The 21,320-nt window shown below is 56.2% G+C and carries 22 protein-coding genes, 1 tRNA gene and 2 pseudogenes; 12 read left to right on the top strand and 13 right to left on the bottom strand.

The features are described 5' to 3' along the window. Positions 1-40 precede the first annotated feature (40 nt). Positions 41-1,186 (top strand): porin, encoded by a 1,146-nt coding sequence (locus B8P98_RS21180; RefSeq protein WP_025714049.1) that lies wholly within the window; start codon positions 41-43, stop codon positions 1,184-1,186. A 108-nt stretch (positions 1,187-1,294) separates the two neighbouring features. On the opposite strand, the gene mnmH is transcribed toward B8P98_RS21180, so the two are convergent. From mnmH to ppiB, 6 genes are all read right to left on the bottom strand, one after another. Then, positions 1,295-2,371 (bottom strand): tRNA 2-selenouridine(34) synthase MnmH, encoded by a 1,077-nt coding sequence (mnmH, locus tag B8P98_RS21175; protein WP_095033396.1) that lies wholly within the window; start codon positions 2,369-2,371, stop codon positions 1,295-1,297. A 111-nt stretch (positions 2,372-2,482) separates the two neighbouring features. Next, positions 2,483-3,550 (bottom strand): 5-(carboxyamino)imidazole ribonucleotide synthase, encoded by a 1,068-nt coding sequence (purK, locus tag B8P98_RS21170; protein WP_095033395.1) that lies wholly within the window; start codon positions 3,548-3,550, stop codon positions 2,483-2,485. Beyond that, positions 3,547-4,056, bottom strand: a complete 510-nt coding sequence (gene purE / locus B8P98_RS21165) for a 5-(carboxyamino)imidazole ribonucleotide mutase (RefSeq protein WP_004151322.1) — start codon at positions 4,054-4,056, stop codon at positions 3,547-3,549. The genes purK and purE overlap by 4 nt, the downstream gene beginning before the upstream one ends. Before the next feature lie 96 nt (positions 4,057-4,152). After that, positions 4,153-4,491, bottom strand: a complete 339-nt coding sequence (locus B8P98_RS21155) for a hypothetical protein (protein WP_025714225.1) — start codon at positions 4,489-4,491, stop codon at positions 4,153-4,155. Between the two features lie 107 nt (positions 4,492-4,598). After that, positions 4,599-5,321 carry a UDP-2,3-diacylglucosamine diphosphatase gene (lpxH, locus tag B8P98_RS21150; RefSeq protein ID WP_025714226.1) on the bottom strand — a complete coding sequence of 241 codons (723 nt, stop codon included), beginning with the start codon at positions 5,319-5,321 and terminating at the stop codon, positions 4,599-4,601. Between the two features lie 3 nt (positions 5,322-5,324). Then, positions 5,325-5,819 (bottom strand): peptidylprolyl isomerase B, encoded by a 495-nt coding sequence (gene ppiB / locus B8P98_RS21145; RefSeq protein ID WP_004151319.1) that lies wholly within the window; start codon positions 5,817-5,819, stop codon positions 5,325-5,327. Between the two features lie 175 nt (positions 5,820-5,994). On the opposite strand from ppiB, the gene cysS reads away from it, so the two are divergent. Together cysS and B8P98_RS21135 are read left to right on the top strand one after the other, a co-directional pair. Continuing rightward, positions 5,995-7,380, top strand: a complete 1,386-nt coding sequence (cysS, locus tag B8P98_RS21140; RefSeq protein ID WP_025714227.1) for a cysteine--tRNA ligase — start codon at positions 5,995-5,997, stop codon at positions 7,378-7,380. A 110-nt stretch (positions 7,381-7,490) separates the two neighbouring features. After that, the gene (locus B8P98_RS21135; RefSeq protein WP_080896980.1) at positions 7,491-8,819 is read left to right on the top strand and encodes an IS4 family transposase; all 1,329 of its coding nucleotides are present in this window, start codon (positions 7,491-7,493) and stop codon (positions 8,817-8,819) included. Between the two features lie 43 nt (positions 8,820-8,862). Here B8P98_RS21135 and ybcJ read toward each other — a convergent pair whose 3' ends face one another. Then, positions 8,863-9,075, bottom strand: a complete 213-nt coding sequence (gene ybcJ, locus B8P98_RS21130) for a ribosome-associated protein YbcJ (protein WP_004143016.1) — start codon at positions 9,073-9,075, stop codon at positions 8,863-8,865. A gap of 1 nt (position 9,076) precedes the next feature. After that, positions 9,077-9,943 (bottom strand): bifunctional methylenetetrahydrofolate dehydrogenase/methenyltetrahydrofolate cyclohydrolase FolD, encoded by an 867-nt coding sequence (folD, locus tag B8P98_RS21125; RefSeq protein ID WP_004143017.1) that lies wholly within the window; start codon positions 9,941-9,943, stop codon positions 9,077-9,079. Between the two features lie 339 nt (positions 9,944-10,282). Between folD and B8P98_RS21115 the strand changes: the two genes are divergently transcribed. Beyond that, positions 10,283-10,359, top strand: a tRNA-Arg gene (locus B8P98_RS21115). 15 nt (positions 10,360-10,374) lie between these two features. Here B8P98_RS21115 and B8P98_RS21110 read toward each other — a convergent pair. Beyond that, positions 10,375-10,512 (bottom strand): annotated as a pseudogene (locus B8P98_RS21110) (integrase); the annotation flags it as partial. Between the two features lie 298 nt (positions 10,513-10,810). Here B8P98_RS21110 and B8P98_RS21105 point away from each other — a divergent pair. Together B8P98_RS21105 and uraH are read left to right on the top strand one after the other, a co-directional pair. Then, a complete protein-coding gene (locus tag B8P98_RS21105) occupies positions 10,811-11,104 on the top strand; it encodes a hypothetical protein (RefSeq protein ID WP_004202381.1) in 294 nt (97 codons plus the stop codon). Positions 11,105-11,498: 394 nt separating this feature from the next. Next, positions 11,499-11,900: a hydroxyisourate hydrolase gene (gene uraH / locus B8P98_RS21100; protein WP_008805473.1), complete on the top strand. Its 402-nt coding sequence runs from the start codon at positions 11,499-11,501 to the stop codon at positions 11,898-11,900. A 78-nt stretch (positions 11,901-11,978) separates the two neighbouring features. Here uraH and B8P98_RS21095 read toward each other — a convergent pair whose 3' ends face one another. Continuing rightward, the gene (locus B8P98_RS21095; protein ID WP_002892370.1) at positions 11,979-12,149 is read right to left on the bottom strand and encodes a hypothetical protein; all 171 of its coding nucleotides are present in this window, start codon (positions 12,147-12,149) and stop codon (positions 11,979-11,981) included. A gap of 324 nt (positions 12,150-12,473) precedes the next feature. Here B8P98_RS21095 and B8P98_RS31130 point away from each other — a divergent pair. Together B8P98_RS31130 and B8P98_RS21090 are read left to right on the top strand one after the other, a co-directional pair. Continuing rightward, positions 12,474-12,614, top strand: a pseudogene (locus tag B8P98_RS31130) (hypothetical protein). Between the two features lie 46 nt (positions 12,615-12,660). After that, on the top strand, positions 12,661-13,965 hold the full coding sequence (locus B8P98_RS21090) for a citrate synthase (RefSeq protein WP_025714229.1): 1,305 nt from the start codon (positions 12,661-12,663) through the stop codon (positions 13,963-13,965). 52 nt (positions 13,966-14,017) lie between these two features. Here B8P98_RS21090 and B8P98_RS21085 read toward each other — a convergent pair whose 3' ends face one another. Both B8P98_RS21085 and B8P98_RS21080 read right to left on the bottom strand, forming a co-directional pair. Beyond that, a complete protein-coding gene (locus B8P98_RS21085) occupies positions 14,018-14,323 on the bottom strand; it encodes a hypothetical protein (RefSeq protein WP_022064705.1) in 306 nt (101 codons plus the stop codon). Then, positions 14,301-14,963, bottom strand: coding sequence for a LuxR C-terminal-related transcriptional regulator (locus tag B8P98_RS21080; protein WP_025714230.1), 663 nt, complete (start codon positions 14,961-14,963; stop codon positions 14,301-14,303). The genes B8P98_RS21085 and B8P98_RS21080 overlap by 23 nt, the downstream gene beginning before the upstream one ends. Before the next feature lie 470 nt (positions 14,964-15,433). Between B8P98_RS21080 and B8P98_RS21075 the strand changes: the two genes are divergently transcribed. The 4 genes from B8P98_RS21075 to B8P98_RS21060 are packed head-to-tail and all read left to right on the top strand — an operon-like array spanning position 15,434 to position 20,221. Beyond that, positions 15,434-15,994, top strand: a complete 561-nt coding sequence (locus B8P98_RS21075; RefSeq protein WP_095033394.1) for a fimbrial protein — start codon at positions 15,434-15,436, stop codon at positions 15,992-15,994. 58 nt (positions 15,995-16,052) lie between these two features. Further along, the gene (locus tag B8P98_RS21070) at positions 16,053-16,748 is read left to right on the top strand and encodes a fimbrial biogenesis chaperone (RefSeq protein WP_080896976.1); all 696 of its coding nucleotides are present in this window, start codon (positions 16,053-16,055) and stop codon (positions 16,746-16,748) included. 10 nt (positions 16,749-16,758) lie between these two features. Then, positions 16,759-19,194 carry a fimbria/pilus outer membrane usher protein gene (locus B8P98_RS21065; protein WP_080896975.1) on the top strand — a complete coding sequence of 812 codons (2,436 nt, stop codon included), beginning with the start codon at positions 16,759-16,761 and terminating at the stop codon, positions 19,192-19,194. 1 nt (position 19,195) lies between these two features. Then, positions 19,196-20,221, top strand: coding sequence for a fimbrial protein (locus B8P98_RS21060; protein ID WP_025714235.1), 1,026 nt, complete (start codon positions 19,196-19,198; stop codon positions 20,219-20,221). A gap of 22 nt (positions 20,222-20,243) precedes the next feature. Here B8P98_RS21060 and B8P98_RS21055 read toward each other — a convergent pair whose 3' ends face one another. Further along, a complete protein-coding gene (locus B8P98_RS21055) occupies positions 20,244-21,110 on the bottom strand; it encodes a GNAT family N-acetyltransferase (RefSeq protein WP_025714236.1) in 867 nt (288 codons plus the stop codon). Between the last annotated feature and the right edge of the window lie 210 nt (positions 21,111-21,320).

Genomic DNA, 21,320 nt, shown 5'->3' with positions numbered 1-21,320 from the left:
CCTTGCAAATATAAGGTTGCTTATTACTCAAGGAAAAAGCATGGCACATAAAATAAAAGCGCTGGCGGTCTCGATCGGCGCAACACTGGCACTCGCTTCATTTGCTTCTCACGCCGAAATCACGCTGTTGAAACAAGACCCGCAGGCAGGGGACCCGCTAAGTCGCCTAAACTTTACCGTTGGCGGCAGTATTCGTCCGCAGTTCAATATGATGACCGGCGATGGCGATAAAGGTTCCTACAAACGTAACGGTTTCGACGGCGGCACCCGTTTCCGCTTCGCAGCAGATTACTATCTGTTTGATGATATTAGCTGGATAAGCTACTACGAACTGGGCGTGAATATTCCGGCGCTGTTCGACTGGGATAATCACTATGCGGAAGGCGCGAATAATACCAGCCGTCGTATGCTGTATACCGGCCTGAAGAGCGATACCTGGGGGACATTAACCTACGGTAAGCAGAACAGTATTTATTACGATGTGGTCGGCGCGAAAACCGATATCTGGGACTACGATATGATTGCCCAGGCACCGGGCAACGGGATTAACGGCGATTATGATGGTTCTTATCGTTCGCGCGCGATGCTGAAATATAAGAAAACCGTCGGCGATGTTGATCTCTACGGTTCTTACCTGTTCGAAGACAGCGAATATTTGCCGGGTAATGGCCTGCGCTATAAGCGTAAAGGCGGCGGCTCGATTGGTGCGGATTACCACATCATGAAGGATCTGACCTGGGGTACCGCGTGGAACTACACTCGCGCCGAAATGCGCGACCCGTCAAGCGCCGACAGCAAAACCTATGACCAGAATATCGTGGGTACCGCGCTGAGCTGGACGCCGGATAACTGGACCTTCTCCTTCGGCGGCGGCTGGTATCAGAACTTCCTCACCACCAAGAAAACCGATGTGCATAATTACTTTGCCGGTGATGCCTGGGGGATTGAATATTTTGCGGGCTATAAATTCCCGATCAACCAATACGCTGTTAAATCTATTCAGCCGTACTTTATGGGCGACCGCCTGGAATACGTGAATGGCCGCAACTACCAGCGTATCGATAACGGTCTGGGGATTAGCTTCCAGCTGGATTACGGCTTCCGCGTTGACTATGAACACGTGTTTACCTCCAGCACCGACAACCTGGGCGATATGAACCTGGTGCGTCTGCGCTACGACTTCTAAGCGGTCATAACTCCCCGGTCGCGCTGCGCTTACCGGGGCTACAAATCGCGCCGACCGTTGGCCCGGCTAAGGCGTTTACGCCGCAAGCCGGGACAATAGCGCATGCGATTACTGCGCCAGCCAGGCGGCAACCTCCTGCCAGCTACCGCGAAACAGGATCTTGCCGGCTTTTTTCCCTAGCTGATAGCGATACATCGGGTCGTAGTATTCTTCCAGCAGCGGCACCAGCCAGGCGAAGTGCGCCTCGGTGCTGGCGGTACGCTGCTGCACCACCAGCGCCTCATCGAGGCGTTCAGTCAACTGGGCAAAACGCTGCAACCCCAGGCGGCGGCGAATAGCAAACAGGCCGTGATGCAGATACTCAGCATACGTCAGCCAGCCTTCCTCTTCGCCATACGCGGCGATAAAGTCGCGATACATGCGATCGAAATACTCTTCACGTAACCGTTCGAGGCGAACCTCAAACGGATCCTCCACCACCGCCAGCGGTGACTGCGCCATGCGGATACGCAGGCATTCCGGCAGATGATTGGCGCCGATCATATGGCCTTCATCCTCCAGCACCCAGCGAGTCTGCTGTTCGGCTTTTTTGAGCAGGCTGACCGCCAGATGGTTTTCAAAGGTGGCCTGCGGGTGCTGCGGCTGCAGCGTGCGGCCAAACGAAGAGCCGCGGTGGTGGGCGTGACCTTCCAGATCGATACCGTCCGGGCGCGAGCAGACCAGCTGAGTTTTGCCATTACCGGTACAGCCGCCAATCAGCACGATCGGGCGCTGCACCAGTTCGTCGGTGGCCTGGATCGCTGCCTGGCGTAGCGCTTTATAGCCGCCGACGATCAGGGGGTAATCCACGCCAGCTTCTTTCAGCCACTGCTGGACGATATGCGAGCGCTGGCCGCCGCGGGCGCAGCACAGATAACCGTGCGGGTAACGGGCGCATGCTTCCAGCCACGCCTGAGTACGGCTGGCGCGCAGGTCACCCTGGACCAGCGAATGGCCGAGCGCCAGCGCCGCTTCCGGCCCCTGACGCTTATAGCAGGTGCCGACCGCGGCGCGTTCTTCATCATTCATCAGCGGCAGGTTGATCGCCGCCGGCATCGCGCTTTGGCTAAATTCCACCGGGGCGCGTACGTCAATCAGTGGCGTATCGCTGGCGAGAATGGCGCGATAATCCGTCCCATTGGTCATGGGGTATCCTCTGAGGTCAAAACAGAAATGGGCTTTACAGCAAGGGGGGGATTGTACGCGCCTCAAGGTGTGCCGGGGAAGGGGATAGATCAAATCCCCGGCACGAAGAGCTTAGCTGAGCTGCGATTGCGCCCAGAACAGACCGCTGGTGTACTCCGGCGGCAGCAGCGGTTTGATCGCCTCCAGGGTGGCGCTCAGGCGATCGGTATCGCTGTCGGTGAGATTCAGGTGGCCGACTTTGCGACCCGGACGCACCTCTTTATCGTACCAGTGCAGGTGCACCAGCGGCAGTTTCAGCCAGTCGTAGTTGAGATCGGTGCCGATCAGGTTGATCATCACCGACGGGCTGTTGACCACCGGCGGCGGCAGCGGCAGGCCGGTAATCGCCCGCAGATGCAGCTCGAACTGGCTGATAGACGCGCCGTTCTGCGTCCAGTGGCCGCTGTTGTGCACCCGCGGCGCCAGCTCGTTGATCAGCAGCCCCTCGGCGGTAACGAAGCACTCCATCGCCATCACGCCGACGTAATTCAGCTCGTTCATGATCGCCGTCAGCATGCTTTCCGCCTGCGCCTGCTGGCGGGCATTGGCCTGCGGGAAGGCCACGCTGGCGCGCAGAATACCGTCCTGATGCAGGTTGCGGGTCAGCGGGTAGAAGACGGTGCTACCGTCATGAGCGCGGGCGCCCACCAGCGATACCTCGCCGGAGAAGTTAATTCCCTGCTCGACAATGCATTCGCCGTAGTTGTCATCGGGCAGTTGCGCGGTTTCGTCAGCGCGCAGACGCCACTGGCCGCGGCCGTCATAGCCGCCGACGCGACGCTTAACGATCGCCAGTTCGCCGAGACGGGCAAACACCGCCGGCCACTCGCTTTTATCCGCCAGCAGCTGCCACGGGGCAGTGGCCAGGCCAAGTTTGTCGAACAGCTGCTTTTGCGTCAGGCGGTCGGCGATAATCGGGAAGACATCGCGGTTGACGAACGCCGGGTGGCGGGCCAGCTCGCGGGTGAGGGCGGTTTCCGGCCAGCGTTCAATTTCTGCCGTGATGACGCTCTGCTGGAACGGCACCGCTTCCGGGTCGGCTTCCAGCCCCACCGGCCAGACGGCGATGCCCAGCGGCTCGCCGGCCTGACGCAGCATACGGCCTAACTGGCCGTTACCGAGCACGCATACCTGTTTCATGCCGCACCCCGCGGGTCCGGGTTATCCAGCACTTCATCGGTTTGCGCCTGACGCCAGGCGCTCAGGCGCTGGTGCAGTTCAGCATCGTGCTGGGCAAGGATCTGCGCGGCGAGCAGGCCTGCGTTTGCGGCGCCGGCTTTGCCGATAGCCAGGGTGCCGACCGGAATGCCGCGCGGCATCTGTACAATGGAGTAGAGGCTGTCGACACCGCTTAAGGCCGCGCTCTGTACCGGTACGCCGAGCACCGGCACCAGGGTTTTCGCCGCAATCATGCCCGGCAGATGCGCCGCGCCGCCTGCCCCTGCAATAATCACCTGATAACCGTGGCTTTCGGCGCTTTCAGCAAAGCTGAAGAGCTTATCGGGCGTGCGGTGGGCAGAGACCACTTCGACATGATACGGAACGTTCAGGGCATCCAGGATTTCTGCGGTAAATTGCATGGTAGCCCAGTCGCTTTTGGACCCCATCACGATGGCGATACGCGCCGAATTATTGCGGGAAGACATGCGTCTTAAAACTCCTGTGGGTGTGTTTCACACTGCTTTAGAGGCCACAGAGAATAGCATGAACTGCTAGCAAGGAAAACGGTTGCGTGCGCATGGTTAGCCGTCTTTTGTCTCGCCCGGCGGTGATGGCGAGCGCTGGTTATTAGCCTTTATCTCAGTCATGATGCAGGTGATGAGCAGCACTAACCCCCAGGGGAGCATCAGGGCACCCATTATCAGTAAATAGATTTGTACCAGCCGGCTATCGTGGGGGCGGGTGCAGAGCAAATAAATGGCATAGAAATACATAGCCCACGCCAGCAGCGCACACCAGACAAATGTCAGCGTGTTGCCAATAGCGACGCCGACTAAGGCGATATAACTTACCCCTAATGGATTGAGGATCGCGATGATCGTTCCCCACATCAGCGGCTGACTCCACTTTTTCCTGCTCATGCTCGTTCCTTGAGAGTGACGTTGTGGAAGACTAGCATGCAGGGCGGGGGGAAGTGCGCATCTTCGCCCAGGTGAGGGACGATTTCGGAATTGTGCTTGCGGGGGAACTAAAACGGAAAGTGGATGAGTTCGACGTCGTCCGGCGTTACCTTGACCATCGAACCTTCGCTGTGCCAGGCGCCGAGTACCACGCGCCATGCGGGCTGGCCGTTGGCCTGCAGTTCATGAACCGCCGGGCGATGGGTATGGCCATGGATCAGCCACTGCACGTGATGCCGCTCCATCGCGTCAACTACCGCCTGTGGATTTACATCCATAATGTCCATTGATTTACTGCTGTTGGCGGCTTTGCTGTCGGCGCGCATGCGGGCGGCGATGCGGCGGCGGATAAACAGCGGCAGGGCCAGGAACAGACGCTGGATCCACGGGGTGTGGACTTTGGCGCGAAACGCCAGATAGCCTGGGTCATCGGTGCACAGCGTGTCGCCATGCATAATCAACACTTCACGGCCATAGAGGTCCAGTCGCTCTTCTTCGGCGAGCAGGATCATCCCGCTCTGGCGGGCAAAGCGCTGGCCGACGAGAAAATCGCGGTTGCCGTGGATGAAGTAGCAGGGTACCCCGGCGTCGACGACGGCTTTGATTGCCGCGGCAATTTGCTGGTGCAGCGGGTTGGGATCGTCATCGCCGATCCATGCCTCAAACAGATCGCCAAGGATATACAGGGCGTCCGCCTGGCGGGCTTCGCCCTGTAAAAAACGCAGAAAACCGGCGGTGATCGCCGGTTCTTCTGTTTGCAGGTGCAAATCTGCAATAAAAAGTGTCGCCACGAATTACTCGCTGACGGTGACGCTTTTGATGATCACATCGTCTTTCGGCACATCCTGGTGCATGCCGCTGCGGCCGGTGGCAACCGCTTTGATTTTGTCTACCACGTCCATGCCTTCAACCACTTCCGCGAACACGCAGTAGCCCCAGCCCTGCAGGCTTTCGCCGGAAAAGTTCAGGAAGTCGTTGTCAACCACGTTGATGAAGAACTGCGCGGTGGCAGAGTGCGGCGCCTGAGTACGAGCCATTGCCAGCGTACCGCGGGTGTTTTTCAGGCCGTTGTTCGCTTCGTTTTGAATCGGAGATTTGGTGGCTTTTTGTTTCATGCCCGGTTCAAAACCGCCGCCCTGAATCATGAAGCCGTTGATAACACGGTGGAAAATGGTGTTGTCGTAGAAACCTTCGCGGCAGTAGTCCAGGAAGTTTTTAACTGTTTCCGGCGCTTTGTCGTCAAACGTTTTGATTACGATATCGCCATGATTGGTGTGGAAAGTAACCATTTTTGCATCCTGTTCCGATGAGTGTGGTGCCAGCACCCGATGTCGGGTGAGATATAGGGGGGTGTTATAGCATAACCGCGGGGGTCGATGCACCTTGCAATGTGTGCTGCGTCCGGTCTGAATTATGGGTATTATAGAGACTTCATTACCCACACACGTCTACACGGAATCTTCGATGTTAAAAATTTTTAATACACTGACGCGCCAGAAAGAGGAATTTAAACCTATCCATGCCGGGGAAGTCGGCATGTACGTGTGTGGTATTACCGTTTACGATCTCTGTCACATCGGCCATGGCCGGACCTTCGTCTCCTTTGACGTTGTGGCGCGCTATCTGCGTTTTCTCGGCTATAAGCTGAAGTACGTGCGCAATATCACCGATATTGACGATAAAATCATTAAGCGCGCTAATGAAAACGGCGAAAGCTTCGTCGAGCTGGTCGATCGCATGATTGCCGAAATGCACAAAGATTTTGACGCTCTGAATATTCTGCGCCCTGACAGCGAGCCGCGCGCGACGCATCATATTGCGGAGATCATCGAGATCACCGAACAACTGATCGCCAAAGGTCATGCCTACGTGGCAGATAACGGCGACGTGATGTTCGACGTGCCGACGGACCCGAACTACGGACTGCTGTCGCGCCAGGATCTCGACCAGCTGCAGGCGGGGGCGCGCGTCGACGTGGTTGACGTCAAGCGTAACCCGATGGACTTCGTCCTGTGGAAGATGTCGAAAGAGGGCGAGCCGAGCTGGCCGTCGCCGTGGGGCGCGGGCCGTCCGGGCTGGCATATCGAGTGCTCGGCGATGAACTGCAAGCAGCTCGGCAACCACTTCGATATTCACGGCGGCGGTTCGGATCTGATGTTCCCGCACCATGAAAACGAAATCGCCCAGTCCACCTGCGCCCACGACGGCGAGTACGTCAACTACTGGATGCACTCCGGGATGGTGATGGTCGATCGCGAGAAGATGTCGAAATCGCTGGGCAACTTCTTTACCGTCCGCGACGTGCTGAAGTATTACGATGCGGAGACGATTCGCTACTTCCTGATGTCCGGCCACTATCGCAGCCAGCTGAACTACAGCGAAGAGAACCTCAAGCAGGCGCGTTCGGCGCTGGAGCGTCTGTACACCGCGCTGCGCGGAACGGACAAATCCGTCGACGCGGCGGGGGGCGAAGTCTTCGAAGCACGCTTTATCGAGGCGATGGACGACGACTTCAACACCCCGGAAGCCTACTCGGTGCTGTTCGATATGGCGCGTGAAGTAAACCGCCTGAAAACCGAGGACGCTGCGGCGGCAAATGCCATGGCGGCTCACCTGCGTAAGCTTGCTGCGGTGCTGGGCCTGCTGGAGCAGGAGCCGGACGCCTTCCTGCAGAGCGGCGCGCAGGTTGACGACGCGGAAGTGGCGGAGATCGAATCGCTTATCCAGCAGCGCCTGGACGCGCGTAAAGCGAAAGACTGGGCGGCGGCGGATGCGGCGCGCGACCGTCTTAACGAGATGGGCATTGTGCTGGAGGATGGCCCGCAGGGCACCACCTGGCGCCGGAAGTAAGCCATAAAAAACGCCCGCTTTAGCGGTAATGCCGATCAGTTAAGGATCAGTTGATCGATCCAGTGGCTGTGTAAGAATCCGGAAATGCTCACCCGTTTCCGGATTTTTTTATGCACATTGGACAGGCTCTTGATCTGGTATCCCGTTACGATTCTCTGCGTAACCCACTGACTTCTCTGGGCGACTATCTGGACCCGGAACTCATTTCCCGCTGTCTGGCCGAAGCCGGTACCGTCACCCTGCGCAAGCGTCGCCTGCCGCTGGAAATGATGGTCTGGTGCATTGTCGGCATGGCGCTTGAACGTAAAGAACCCCTTCATCAGATCGTCAACCGTCTGGACATCATGCTGCCGGGCAGTCGTCCCTTCGTCGCCCCCAGCGCGGTGATCCAGGCCCGTCAGCGTCTGGGAAGCGAAGCCGTCCGCCGCGTATTCTCGCAGACAGCACAGCTCTGGCATAACGCCACGCCGCATCCACACTGGTGCGGCCTGACCCTGCTGGCCATTGATGGTGTGTTCTGGCGCACACCGGACACACCAGAGAACGATATCGCCTTCCCCCGCCAGACGCATGGCGGAAACCCGGCACTCTACCCACAGGTTAAAATGGTCTGCCAGATGGAGCTGACCAGCCATCTGCTGACGGCAGCAGCCTTCGGCACGATGAAAGACAGCGAAAATGCGCTCGCGGAGAAACTTATAGAGCAAACCGGCGATAACACCCTGACGCTAATGGATAAAGGCTATTACTCACTGGGTCTGCTGAACGCATGGAACCAGGCGGGAGAACACCGGCACTGGCTGATCCCTCTGAAAAAAGGCGCGCAGTACGAAGAGGTCAGAAAACTGGGTAAAGGCGACCACCTGGTGAAGCTGAAAACCAGCCCGCAGGCACGAAAAAAGTGGCCGGGTCTGGGAAATGAGATGACAGCCCGCCTGCTGACCATCACGCGCAAAGGAAAAGTCTGCCATCTGCTGACGTCGATGACGGACGCCATGCGCTACCCCGGCGGGGAAATGGCGGATCTGTATAGCTATCGCTGGGAAATTGAGCTGGGTTACCGGGAGATAAAGCAGACGATGCAACTGAGCAGGTTGACACTGAGAAGTAAAAAGCCGGAGCTTGTGGAGCAGGAGTTGTGGGGCGTGTTGCTGGCTTATAATCTGGTGAGATATCAGATGATTAAAATGGCAGGGCAACTGAAAGGATACTGGCCAAATCAGCTGAGCTTCTCAGAGTCCTGCGGGATGGTGATGCGGATGCTAATGACGTTGCAGGGCGCTTCACCGGGTCGTATCCCGGAGTTGATGCGTGATCTTGAAAGTATGGGGCAGTTAGTCAAGTTACCGATAAGGAGGGAAAGGGTCTTCCCAAGGGTGGTGAAAGAGAGGCCTCAGAAATACACCACCGCCCTGAGAAAGGGCCAGTCAGTTGCTTAACTGACTGGCATTACCGCTTTAGCGGGCGTTTTTCTTTTCGCTGTCAGGCCGTGACGGTCACGCTCTGGCCTTCAAAGCTCACCGTCTGACCGGCGACGATCTTGCAACGTTTGCGGGTTTCCACCGCGCCGTCAACCTTCACCAGCCCGTCGGCGATAGCGATTTTCGCCTGGGCGCCGCTTTCGCTCCAGCCTTCCAGCTTCAGCAGATCGCACAGCTCTACGTGCGGGTGTTTACCTAAAGAAAATGTTGCCATCTCAGGCCTCCTCAACGTCGTGATACTCTTCGCACGCCTGCAGCGTGTTCTGAATCAGCGTGGCGACGGTCATTGGGCCAACACCGCCGGGAACCGGGGTGATGTAGGACGCACGTTCGGCGGCATCTTCATACACCACGTCGCCGACTACTTTGCCGCTTTCCAGACGGTTAATGCCGACATCGACCACAATCGCCCCTTCTTTAATCCACTCGCCAGGAATAAAGCCCGGCTTACCTACCGCGACGATCAGCAGATCGGCATTTTCGACGTGATGGCGCAGATTTTTGGTAAAACGGTGGGTGACGGTGGTGGTGCAGCCGGCCAGCAGCAGCTCCATGCTCATCGGGCGACCAACGATATTGGACGCGCCAATGACCACCGCATTCAGACCGTAGGTGTCGATATTGTAGCGTTCCAGCAAGGTTACGATACCGCGCGGGGTGCACGGACGCAGGCGCGGCGCGCGCTGGCACAGGCGGCCAACGTTGTAGGGATGGAAGCCGTCGACGTCTTTATCCGGCGCGATGCGCTCGAGCACTTTGACGTTGTCGATCCCTGCGGGGAGGGGCAGCTGAACCAGAATACCGTCGATGGTCTTATCGGCATTCAGGGTGTCGATAAGCTCCAGCAGCTCGGCTTCGCTGGTGGTTTCCGGGAGATCGTAAGAGCGGGAGACGAAGCCCACTTCTTCACATGCCTTGCGCTTGCTGCCGACATAAATCTGCGAGGCCGGGTTGCTGCCGACCAGCACGACGGCCAGCCCAGGGGCGCGTTTTCCGGCCGCAACGCGAGCCTTCACTTTTTCCGCAACCTCAGAGCGTACCTGCTGCGCAATCGTTTTACCGTCAATAATTTTTGCTGCCATCAGAGAGAGGATTCCATCTGTATCTTTACGAAAGGGGGATAGGGATATTTTGTCAGAAGCCGGCCTCGCTGTCAGTCCTCGTTTGCTGTTTTATCCTGTCTGCGGTGAATTTAGCCTGTTTTGCCCCTTTGTTCTGCATGGTTATTGGCGCGTGACGCCTGCCCACTAAGATGAATGACTCGCCAGGAAACCCTGGCGGTATGCTTCTTGTACAGTTGATGAGGGATATTTCACCAGCGGCGTATAAGCTCCACAGTTTCCTGGCAAAATGGATTGACTCAACGGGCGTGGACCGTATAATTCCACGCGTTTCACTCCGCGAAGCTCCCGCTTCTCAGGGCGCCCTTAGCTCAGCTGGATAGAGCAACGGCCTTCTAAGCCGTAGGTCACAGGTTCGAATCCTGTAGGGCGTGCCATTAATAATCAAGCACTTACGGACGTTTTAGTCCAGTCTGATTTCCTCCTTGTGTCGTATTTGTGTCGCTAGTGCCAAAAATGGCGTCAATTTTCCGTGCGTGTTCAGTCAGGTGGTTCGGCGCCAGGTGAGCATATCGACGGACCATTTCGATGATTCTAATGTCTTGCAGTATCTGTCGGACGATGGCCAGTGAGAGTACAGCATTACGGCTCTGTAATATCGAACAGAATGGTTAATGCTGGTTATAGCTGAGTGCAGAATAAGCGCTCTGCAGGAATGTGAAAATATGTTGCCGGTAACAGGCGAATAGTCATTATAGCTTTAGGTTATGTCTGACTGGGTTAAGTATCGCATTTTAAGCTGGCGTAAAGTACAGTTGTTAAAGATCAATATTGAACACTTTTTGAAAGCATACCCTCGATGTTCATCCACTACCTGGAAAGATCCAAATGAACATCAAATTCGTCGCCATCTCCGTATTCGCTGTTGTGTGTGTCTTTGCATCAGATATTTCCATCGCCAAATCGAATTCCTTAAGCGATGATCAGGTCAGGCAAAGAATTATTGATGACTCTGTCGCATCCTATCCCGGTACCTGTGCCTGTCCCTTCAATACCGCCCGGAACGGCAGCTCGTGCGGTGGCCGCAGTGCCTGGAGCAAAGCTGGTGGGTACTCACCTATTTGCTACAAGAAAGAGGTAACAAAGGAGATGGTAAAGGCATGGCGACAAGAGAATCAATGATAATAATCATTATCTGAACCAGGTGATTACTTACACTGGAATAGTAGGTTAAATAATATTAAATGATTATTTCGAATACGGCAGGCCATTTGCAGTAAGCACTGTTCTGTTAGAGGCGGCAGAGGCCACGGCATATATTATTTAACCTTGTGATATTTGACCCCAGCTAATCTTTTTCCCCTCTCTGACTGATTAAGTGCCACGTATCCTGTTACGAAGAGCACGGGGTTACTCACACATAAGACACTCCCTCTTCTCACGACAAAACCGGTTCAGCGTGTTGTGTGTGGAGACAGTACCCATCAACTCAATCTGATAACAAAAAGTTTAATTTTTTTCCCCGCCGCGCTGACTATAGTTAGGGCACTTTCACTTGCCCAATAAGGTCACGATTATGAAATTAGTTATCGCCTCCGTAATTTCTCTGCTCAGCTTCAGCGCGCTGGCGGCGCCAGAGGGGACGCTCAGCGTACACATTCTTAATCAGCAAACCGGGCTCCCTTCACCGGGGGTGCAGATTGAGCTGGATAAACAGCAGGGGGAGAGCTGGCAGCATATCGCCACCGGTAAAACGGATGCCGATGGGCGGATTAAATCGCTCTATCCGCAGGCGGAGAATATGGAGCCGGGGGTTTATAAAGTGACGTTTAAAACCGGTGACTATTTTAAAAGCCAAAACATGAATACGTTCTTCCCGGTGGTCCCGGTTATTTTCAATGTCACAAAGCAAAATCAAAAACTGCATATCCCGCTGCTGCTCAGTCAGTACGGATACTCTACCTACCGCGGCAGCTGATGACGCAAGCCGCTATCCAGCCAACGCCTGCGCGTCTCCCGCAGGCGTCACGTTTTCCTCACACCACGATGTCCACGCCTAACGCTCGGTCTCTTTCTCTTTAAAGTGTTTAACAGCTTCGTCGTACATCGCCAGCAGGCCGGAAATTTCGCCTTCATATTGCGGCACGCGCTGGGCGCGAACGAGCTCAATCAGCAGCGCATAGGCTGCTTCTTCCGGGGCCGCATGTGGATTGATCAGTCCAGACATATCACCTCCTTAACAGTGGGCTTTTAGCCTACCCCTCGGCGGGAAAACGCAACAGCCTGATATGCAACCAGTACTTCTTATATGGCTCTTGTGAAACCTCAGAGGCGAAGACCTCGGCGGAAATCAATTGAAGGAGGGGTTATCCAGACCACTGGCGTGGCGGTTAGCGGTGCATCTACACCGGCAGCAGGCTCATCATCAGCCAGGCGATGGTAATGCAGATGAGGGTCATCGACAGCACAAAATTCATGGTAGCTCTTCTTCATCCTTTCTTTACTCAGCGTAAATTTTGACAGCGATGATCGCCTTTATCCTTGGCGATTTGTGCCGCTATCCGGCGGTGGGCTGGGGAAAGACGGCCTGTTTCCCCGTGAAGGCCAGTAAAATATCCTCTTTGTCAGGGTTATAGTGATGACATCAATGAATAAGCGGCATCACATTGGTTATGTTGGTCTTTCCGCCTGAAGAATGACTTCAGGTTGCTGATGAGCTTGCTGGGGGAACTGACAGGATGAGCACCACACCGTTAACGCTTTCTATTGCCGGGCAACAAACGCCCATCACCCTGCCGCAGGTACCGGGAACCCGGGGCCCGGTAGGGGTCGACATGCGCGAGCTGAATCAGTCCGGATTCTGCAGCTATGACCCCGGCTTCGCCAACACCGCCGGATGCCAGTCGGCGATCTCCTGGATCGATACGGAAAACAGCGTGCTATTGCACCGGGGCTATCCGGTTGATCAGCTGGCCCGCCAGTGTGATTTTCTCGAAGTGGCCTACATCATGCTGAACGGCGACGCGCCGGATGAGGCCAGTTATCAAACCTTTCGCGAGACCATCACCCGCCATACTCTGGTGCATGAGCAGATTGCGCGCATGTGCAGCGGCTTTCGTCGCGACTCGCACCCGATGGCGCTGATGTGCGCCCTGGTGGGGGCGCTGGCGGCGTTTTATCATGATGTGCTGGATGTGGAAAATCCGGAACACCGCGCGCTGGCCGCCACCCGGCTGCTGTCGAAAATGCCCACCATCGCCGCCATGAGCTACAAGTATACGATTGAGCAACCCGCCGCATATCCGCGTAACGATCTCTCTTATGCCGGTAATTTCCTGCAGATGCTGTTTGCTATCCCGGCGGAGAAATATGTTCTGAATCCGGTCATCGAGCAGGCAATGAACCAGATCCTGGTGCTGCATGCCGATCACGGGCAGTGCGCCTCGACCACCACGGTGCGCGCGGCGGGCTCCTCCGGGGCGAATTTATTCGCCTGCGTCGCCGCCGGGCTGGCGTCGCTGTGGGGGCCGATGCATGGCGGTGCCAATGAGTCGAGCATGCGCATGCTGGAGGAGATCGAGAGCGTCGATCAGGTTCCGGCGTTTTTGCGTCAGGCGAAGCGCGATCCGCAGGCATTTCGCCGGCTCGGCTTCGGCAACTCACGCTACCGTTATCGCGATCCGCGTGCCGGGATCCTGCGTGAAACCAGCCATCGGGTTCTGGCGGAGGTCGGAATGTCCGACCGTCTGCTGCAGGTGGCGATGGCCCTTGAGGATGTGGCGCTGACCGATCCCTATTTTGTGGACAATGGCCTGTCGCCAAGCGTGGATTTCTATACCGCGGTGATCCTCAAGGCGATGAATCTGCCTTCGTCGATGTTTGCGGTGGTCACCGCGGTCGGTCGGACGGTCGGTTGGGTGGCGCACTGGAACGAGATGCACCAGGCGCCGCTGACCATCTACCGGCCACGGCAGATTTACGTTGGCGAGGGCTATCGGGATTACTTCTCCCGACGCGGCGAGCAGCCTGCCGGCCCACGATAATGCCTTACGGGCAGGCGGCGCGCGGCGCCTTCCTGCCCAGGCGGGTTGCTACTCAGAGATGCCGGGAGAGCAGATAGTGTTCGACGGCGGTATATTCGGTTAACCGGGTATACAGCGCCAACAGGGCGCTGAGAAAAGCGCCTACCTCACAGGCTTGCGGTCCGGGCGTGGCGAGTAATGGCTGTAGCGTAGCTCTCAGTTGATCAAGGTCAGACTTCAGCACATACGGTATATGCAGGGTGCTGAGGATGGCTTCAGTCTGCTGGAAATCGTGACGAGATGGCAACGCCTCGTCTGCGCTTAGCCAGCTCAGGATAATCAACATGAGGCGATTTTTAGCGTAGAGATACGATTTCATGGCCTGTCTCCTGTCGGTAGTGGCGCAACACCATCCCCTGAACTTTGTTCATCAGTTCCACGTTATTTTTCACCGCCAGCTTGCTAAGGACGCGTGAACGGTAGTAGTAGACCCGTTTGATCGTGAGCTGCATGGTGCTGGCCACGTGACACAACGGCATTCCCCCCATCAACAGGCTGATTAAAAAAGTTTCCTTACGGGTCAGGTTATAGCTGTCAGGTATGGCGATATAGAGCTTGTCGGCGGGAGGCGGCGTCCAGCGCGGACCACGGACAAGCGCCGCACTGAGCCCGGCAAAACTGGAGATGAACTCAGCGCCGAGCACAATGGCGAGGCTGCTTTCGAGCTCGTTCAGCGGGTAGCCTGATTTGGTAAAAATAAAGATCCGGATCAGGGGATTAAACGATTTTAAACTGAGCGCGACCTGCAAGACTTCGATGTTGGCGCTGCTGTAATCAATAAGAATGGTGCTTAACCGGGCTCCGGCATCGGTGGCAAAAAAAGTATAGAACATCTCACTCTGCCCGCTAAACGGGTAACAGACTATTTCTTTAATATCCAGAGGTTGGCTGTGTGGTTCATTAATATACGCCTTCAGGGCAATATTAAAATATTCTGAATCCGCAATGCAGATCAACATAATGACCTCCTGGCATAAATACGTTGTGCATGCTGTCCTGCCTGATTCGACAATTTACTGTAGAGAATACCCGCCTGAAATAACATACTCCCTGCTGGTTGAATCCAGGGTGGAGAGCGCAGGGGGAGGAGGGTAATAATAAAGGTGAGATATATGGATCGCATTTTATGAATGTTTTTTGGAAAAGTAATATTAAAAAATATCCTTATTTATCATGTTGTTGTGTTTTTGTTTTTGGTTTTTCTATTTTCCTTGTTTTGTTTCTTTAAGATGATTCTAAAAAAATAAGAAACTGTCCTGGCAGTAAATTTGAATAATGAATAATGAAATAAGTAGGATGTGAGTGCAGGAAGTGAGTTTAAAGGTAACAGGCTAATGCAATGGACTGAGTATTAATAAATTGTACGTATAAAGTACGCCAGGGGTATTTCCTGAACGATTCTCCATAAGCGTGGTGATGAGGAGTGAAAATGAAAAAATACAGCAAAGGAATGGCATCTTTCGTGGTGATGATGATGCTTTCTCCGGTAGCGGCGCAGGCTGCTGATGGCAAAGTCACCTTTAATGGTGAAGTCATCGACAATACCTGTACGGTAAAGAATAAAGACACGACGGTAACCCTGCCGACGGTCCAGCGCTCGGCGCTCAGCAGCTCGGGCGAGACGGCGGGCGTGGTTCCCTTCACTATCGATCTGACGAGCTGTTCCCCGGGGACCAATGTCTCGGTGTACTTCGAGAAGGATCAAAACGTTTCCACGGAGGGTCGACTAAAAAACACTCTGTCTGACGGCACGGAAGCAGAAAACGTGGATGTGGAGCTGCTGAACACCCGGTTTACGCCGATTAACCTCGCGGAGACCCCGGCGGTCGTTGCAGACGGCAAAGTTGCTCGCCTGGAAGCGATCCCGGTGGCGGTGGCTGAGAAGGATGGTTCCGCCTCGCTGCCTTTCTATGCCCGCTACTATGCGACTGATGCCGCCAAGGCTGGAAAAGTCGCAGCCTACGTCAACTTTACGGTGGTCTATCCGTAACCCCTGTCCACGGCCCCGCTCAGGGGCCGTTTATCCCCCCGACAAGGAGGAGGTGAATATGCGGCGTATGGTTCTGGCACTGCTGCTGTCCAGCTATTTACCCTCGGCGGACGCCAGCATGGTTATTGATGGCACACGGATTATTTTTCCCGGCGATAAAAAAGAGGTCGTGGTCAGGGCGACCAATGTGGGGGAGGCGCCGTCGCTGACCCAGGTCTGGGTCGACGATGGCCGCGTGCAAAATCAACCGGAAAAGGATTCGGCACCGTTTATTGTGCTGCCGCCGATTGTGCGTATCGAACCTGGAAAGGGGCAGAGCTGGCGTCTGATGTTCAACGGCAGCCGTCTGCCGCAGGATCGGGAGTCGCTGTTCTGGTTCAATTTACTCGATATTCCGCCAGAGCCGAAAAACGACAAGTCAGACAATTACCTGCAGCTCGCGATACGGTCGCGCATCAAGCTGTTTTACCGTCCGGCAGGCGTGGCGGCGGAAAAAATGGCCGCGGAAAAAGCCCTGAGCTGGGCGCTGGCCCCCGCGGGTAACGGGCTGCGCGTGAGCAATGCCTCATCGCGCTATATCACCATCGACAGCATCACCCTTAACGGACAAAAACACGCTGCCGGCATGGTCGCTCCTTTTTCCTCGCTGGAGATCGCACCTAAAGGCGCCGCGCTGCGCACGCTGCCAGCCAAATTTAGCTTCACCACCATCAATGATTACGGCGCGGTAGTGAATCATAATTATCCTCAGTAAGGACATTATTATGAAACTCAGGGAGATCAAGGTTGGGTTGATGCTGCTCCTTCCCTGGCAGGAGGCATGGGCGGCAGAGGCGTTTAGTTTTAACCGCGCCCATTTACACGGCGCCGCGCAGGTTGATCTCCAGAAATATCAATACGGCAATCCGCTGCACCCGGGACAATATCGCAGTACCCTTTCGGTGAATGGCCGGGACCTGGGGGAAGAAACGTTTGTCATCCAGGAACACGATGGCCAGCTTGAGCCCTGCATCTCGCCCTCACTGTTCGACGCCCTGCAGCTGAAGGACGCCCAATGGCCAACCGCGGCCACCTGCCTGCGTTTTTCGCAGATCGATAAGGCGATCGGCTGGGAGTATGACAGCGGAGAAAACGTGCTGCGGGTAAATATGCCCCAGGCGCTGCTGCAACCCCATTATCGGGGGGCGGTGAACCTGAAAAAGGTGGATAGCGGCGTGCCAGCCGCGGTGCTGCGCTACCAGGCCAATAGCTATCAGAGCGTCGTCGACGGGGACACCAGCAGCCATCATTACCTCGGGCTGGATGCCAGCCTGCGCGCCTTTGGCTGGCGGTTACATCACCAGTCCAGCTACCAGGCCCAGGAGGGGAATACCCACTGGGATAGCATTGCCACCTGGGCTGAGAGAAGCGTAGTGAACTGGGCGTCCACGTTACGGCTTGGTCAGGGATGGACCGACGGAACCTTCTTTGACAGCGTCAGTTTTATCGGCGGCAGGCTGGCTACCGATGTACGCATGCTGCCGGGCTCTCGCCGCGGTTTTGCGCCGTCGGTCAGCGGCGTGGCGCGCACCAACGCCCGCGTAACGGTCACCCAGAACGGCGCCCTGTTGTACGAGGCAACGGTTCCGCCGGGCAAATTCACCTTCGACGATCTCTATCCCACCAACGCCGGCGGCGATTTACAGGTGACGATCCACGAGGCGGATGGCAGTCAGGACACCTTTACCGTGCCGTACGCCACGCTGCCTGGCCTGGTGCGGGCAGGCGCGGTCTATTATGACCTGTCGCTGGGTTACCTGGATGAGGACGGGATCGCCGGGCGGCCGGGATTTGGCGAAGCCACGCTGCAGTACGGCTTCAATGACTATGTCAGCGGCTATACCGGCGCTAACGCGACGACAGATTATTACTCGACGCTGATCGGCAGCGCCTTCAATACCTACTGGGGCGCGCTGGCGGTCGATCTTTCCCGTTCTGCGGCGAAGGGCAGGGAGCGCGGCTGGCAGGAGGGCTATCGCTGGCGGGTGTCCGCATCAAAATCGTTTACATCCGATACGCGAATGCTGCTCTCGATGAGTCACAGCAACGACGGCAATTATCGCTCCATTCGCGATGCCGCCTGGGAGCACGACCGGCACCCCAACGACTGGCGGGAGATGACCCGCTACAGCGCGACGTTGTCTCAGCAGGCCGGCAGCGGCAGTCTGTCCTTTAACGGAATCTGGAGTGAGGACGTCCGCCATCACCGCTGGCGCTCATATCAGCTGGGCTATGCCAACCGCTATGGTCAGCTCAATTATTATCTGTATGCCCAGCAGAGCCAGGATATCCATCACCGCAATAATCAGGTGGTGGGCGTCTCCTTTTCGCTGCCGTTCGGGCAGGCGGGCAGCCTGACCACCCGCTTTAACCACGATAAAAACTACGGCAGCCAGCTGCAGTCCAGCTATACCGGCAGCGCTGGCGAGAAAAACGCCTTCAGCTACGGTTTGACCGCCAGCTACGACATGCCGCGGGAGAACCCAAATGAAGCCAGCGTTGCGGCCAACGGTAGCCTGCGGACGGATTATGCGTACCTGAACGCCAGCGCCAGCGCCGGCCGACACCAGCAGCAGTACTCGCTGGGGGCATCGGGCGCCCTGGTGGCGCATCAGGGCGGAATGACCGCCACTCCTGAGCTGGGGGAAACCTTCGCCATTGTGGAAGCGCCCGGTGCGGTGGGGGCCAGGGTGGCGAACCGCCTCGGACAGCCGATTAATCGCCAGGGTTTTACGATCATCCCTTACCTCGATCCCTTTACCGCTAACTGGCTGGATCTCGATCCGCAGGGGCTGAACGATCGTGTGGAGATAATCTCCAGCAGCACGACGGTGGTGCCCGATTCGGGTGCGGCGGTGAAAGTGAAATTTGCCACGCGCACCGGCTATCCCTGGTTTGCCCGTATCACGCTACCGAATGGTGAGGCGCCCCCGCTGGGCGCGGAGGTATTTGACGACAGCGAACGGGCGGTTGGCGCCGTCGGTCAGGGCGGGCTGTTGTATGCCCGCGTGCCGCAGACCCGCGGCAGCGTCTTGCTGGTCTGGGGGGCGCGCGCCTGGCAACGCTGCCGGATGGAGTATGCCATCCACGGCGATGCGGCGCAGCAGGATAGCAGTGGCATGCCGCATCAGGTCTGCCGGCCGGGATTAAAGGAGGAGTAACATGAAAATCATCATCGCGTCGGGCGTGTCGTTGCTGTTGGCCGGCGGCTACTGCGCCTCGCTTTCAGCGGCATGCCAGATGGTCAGCGGCAAAACTATCGAGTATTCAGTGAACGTCAGCCAGGCCAGTATCAACCTGGACGTCAGCAATCGCCCCGTCGGCTCTCTGCTGTATACCTATGGTGGGATGATTATCACCAATAATGAGCGCTGGGAGATTGCCTGCAGCGGCAGTGAGCCCGGCGGCTTTCGGAGTATTGGCGGCTCCCGGGTCGGCCCGGCGGGAAACGGCAAGCCTGGGGATATCTACAGCATCGACCGCCTGCCGGGTATTGGCTACAGCTTCCAGATGGGTGAGCAGGATGGCATTAATTTCGATCCCCTGTTCACTGCCTGGCCTTCGGCACCGGTATTTTCCGGCCAGCGCGCATTTCAGGCGGAAAATAAAAAACCGACTATTTATTTCTGGCGGATTGCCGACAACGGCGGTTTACCGCCGCCGGGTGAGTATTGCCTTAATGATTACCTCGGCGATATTTTCCTTGGGGGAGTGCAGGCGATGCGTTTCAGCGTCAGCGGGCTCTGTATTCAGGTCAAATCACCCACCTGTAAGGTTACTGACGACAGTAAAAATATTAACGTCTTCCTCGGGCGGCATAACAAAACCGCGTTTACCGGGCTTAACAGCACGACCGCGCCGGTGCCCTTTAACATCAACCTGACGAATTGTGAAAATGTGGGCAGCGTGTTTATGCAGTTTAACGCGACGGCAGATAGCGCCATGGCCGCCAACGAGGTGATTAAGATTGATGACCAGCCCGAGGGGGCAAGCGGGCTGGGGGTGCAGATCCTCACCGCCGGCGGCGCGTTGGTGCCGCTAAACCAGGTGAGCCAGCTCTGGTCCGGCAGTAAGGGCAGCCAGACGGACTACCGTTTTGCCTATCAGGCCCGCTATATCCAGACGCAGCCGACGGTGAAGGCGGGCGAAGCGAACGCCAGCGCGACCTTCGTGGTGACCTATAACTGATCTGCCTGACGGCACTGCGCCGTCAGGCATGAGCCAGTAAAGGAAACATCAACTTCCTGTCTTTAAACAGGTTTTCCTTCTGGTCATAGATGAAGAGGATATCTTCTCCCTCAATCTTCTCATACTCGCCGAGCCGGTCTTCAGTGGGAGTAAAACCGAGTATGGCCTGGTGGACATGGTCATCGGCCAGCTCGTTGACCAGCACCGACAGACTTTTGCCTCCCTCGCAGAACAGGTCAAAGCAGATCAGCACCGGGCCGTTTTGCATGGCGATAACTACCGCCTCATTTTTCGCTGAGTAATAGACGAAATGCTTCATAAAGGCTGAGCAGTAAAACATCAGCAGGCCAAAGTTATGCTCCACCCGCAGCGGTGAGAACGGGTTGGATTTTTCATAGTAATGCCGGAGCAGGGCGACATCGTCTGCGCTGTCCATATCCAGTTTGCGAAAATCACCGGCGCGCGGGGAGACCGGCATAATATATTGATGCTCTTCGCTGCGGGTGAAGCCAAATTTGGGATAAAAATCCACTGTGGTGGGGTTGGCGAATAAAAAGAAGGCGTCCGCCTCCTGTTGCCAGTCCTGCAGAATGTGGTGGATAAGCTGGCCGGCTAATCCCTTATTACGGTGGTCCGGTTCGGTCATCACCGTGCCAATCTGAATATAACGCCGGGGCTGGCCCTGCCAGCGCAGGTCGATAATGTTGGCCGAGGCGTTAGCGATAACTTTATTGCGTTCGACAAAGGCGTAGGGGATATAGGCGTCGGTCCAGTAACCTTGCTGATACCACTCCTCAAAAGACAGATCAAAAGTCTTAACGGCAAGGTCAATGAAGCTTTTTCTTAATGTGTTATTTTCTCTGACTTGCTTCACTAATTGATAATTCATTGTCATAGTTCCTTCTCACTATGGCTTCTGAAAGCGACGACGTCGGCAAAGGCACTTGCGTCGAATGAGCGCTGTAAACGTAGCATATCTGGAAAAAGGATCCGCAATGTCGATGCTTAACCTTTGCCCCAGTCACAAATAACCGCATGCTGGCCCTGTCAGACCGGGCTGAACGCCCTGTTTGCGTTCGCTGTCGCCATAAAAAAGCGT

The sequence above is a fragment of the Klebsiella quasivariicola genome (assembly GCF_002269255.1).
Lineage (GTDB): Bacteria > Pseudomonadota > Gammaproteobacteria > Enterobacterales > Enterobacteriaceae > Klebsiella > Klebsiella quasivariicola.
This window is presented reverse-complemented; position numbering and strand designations above follow the sequence as displayed.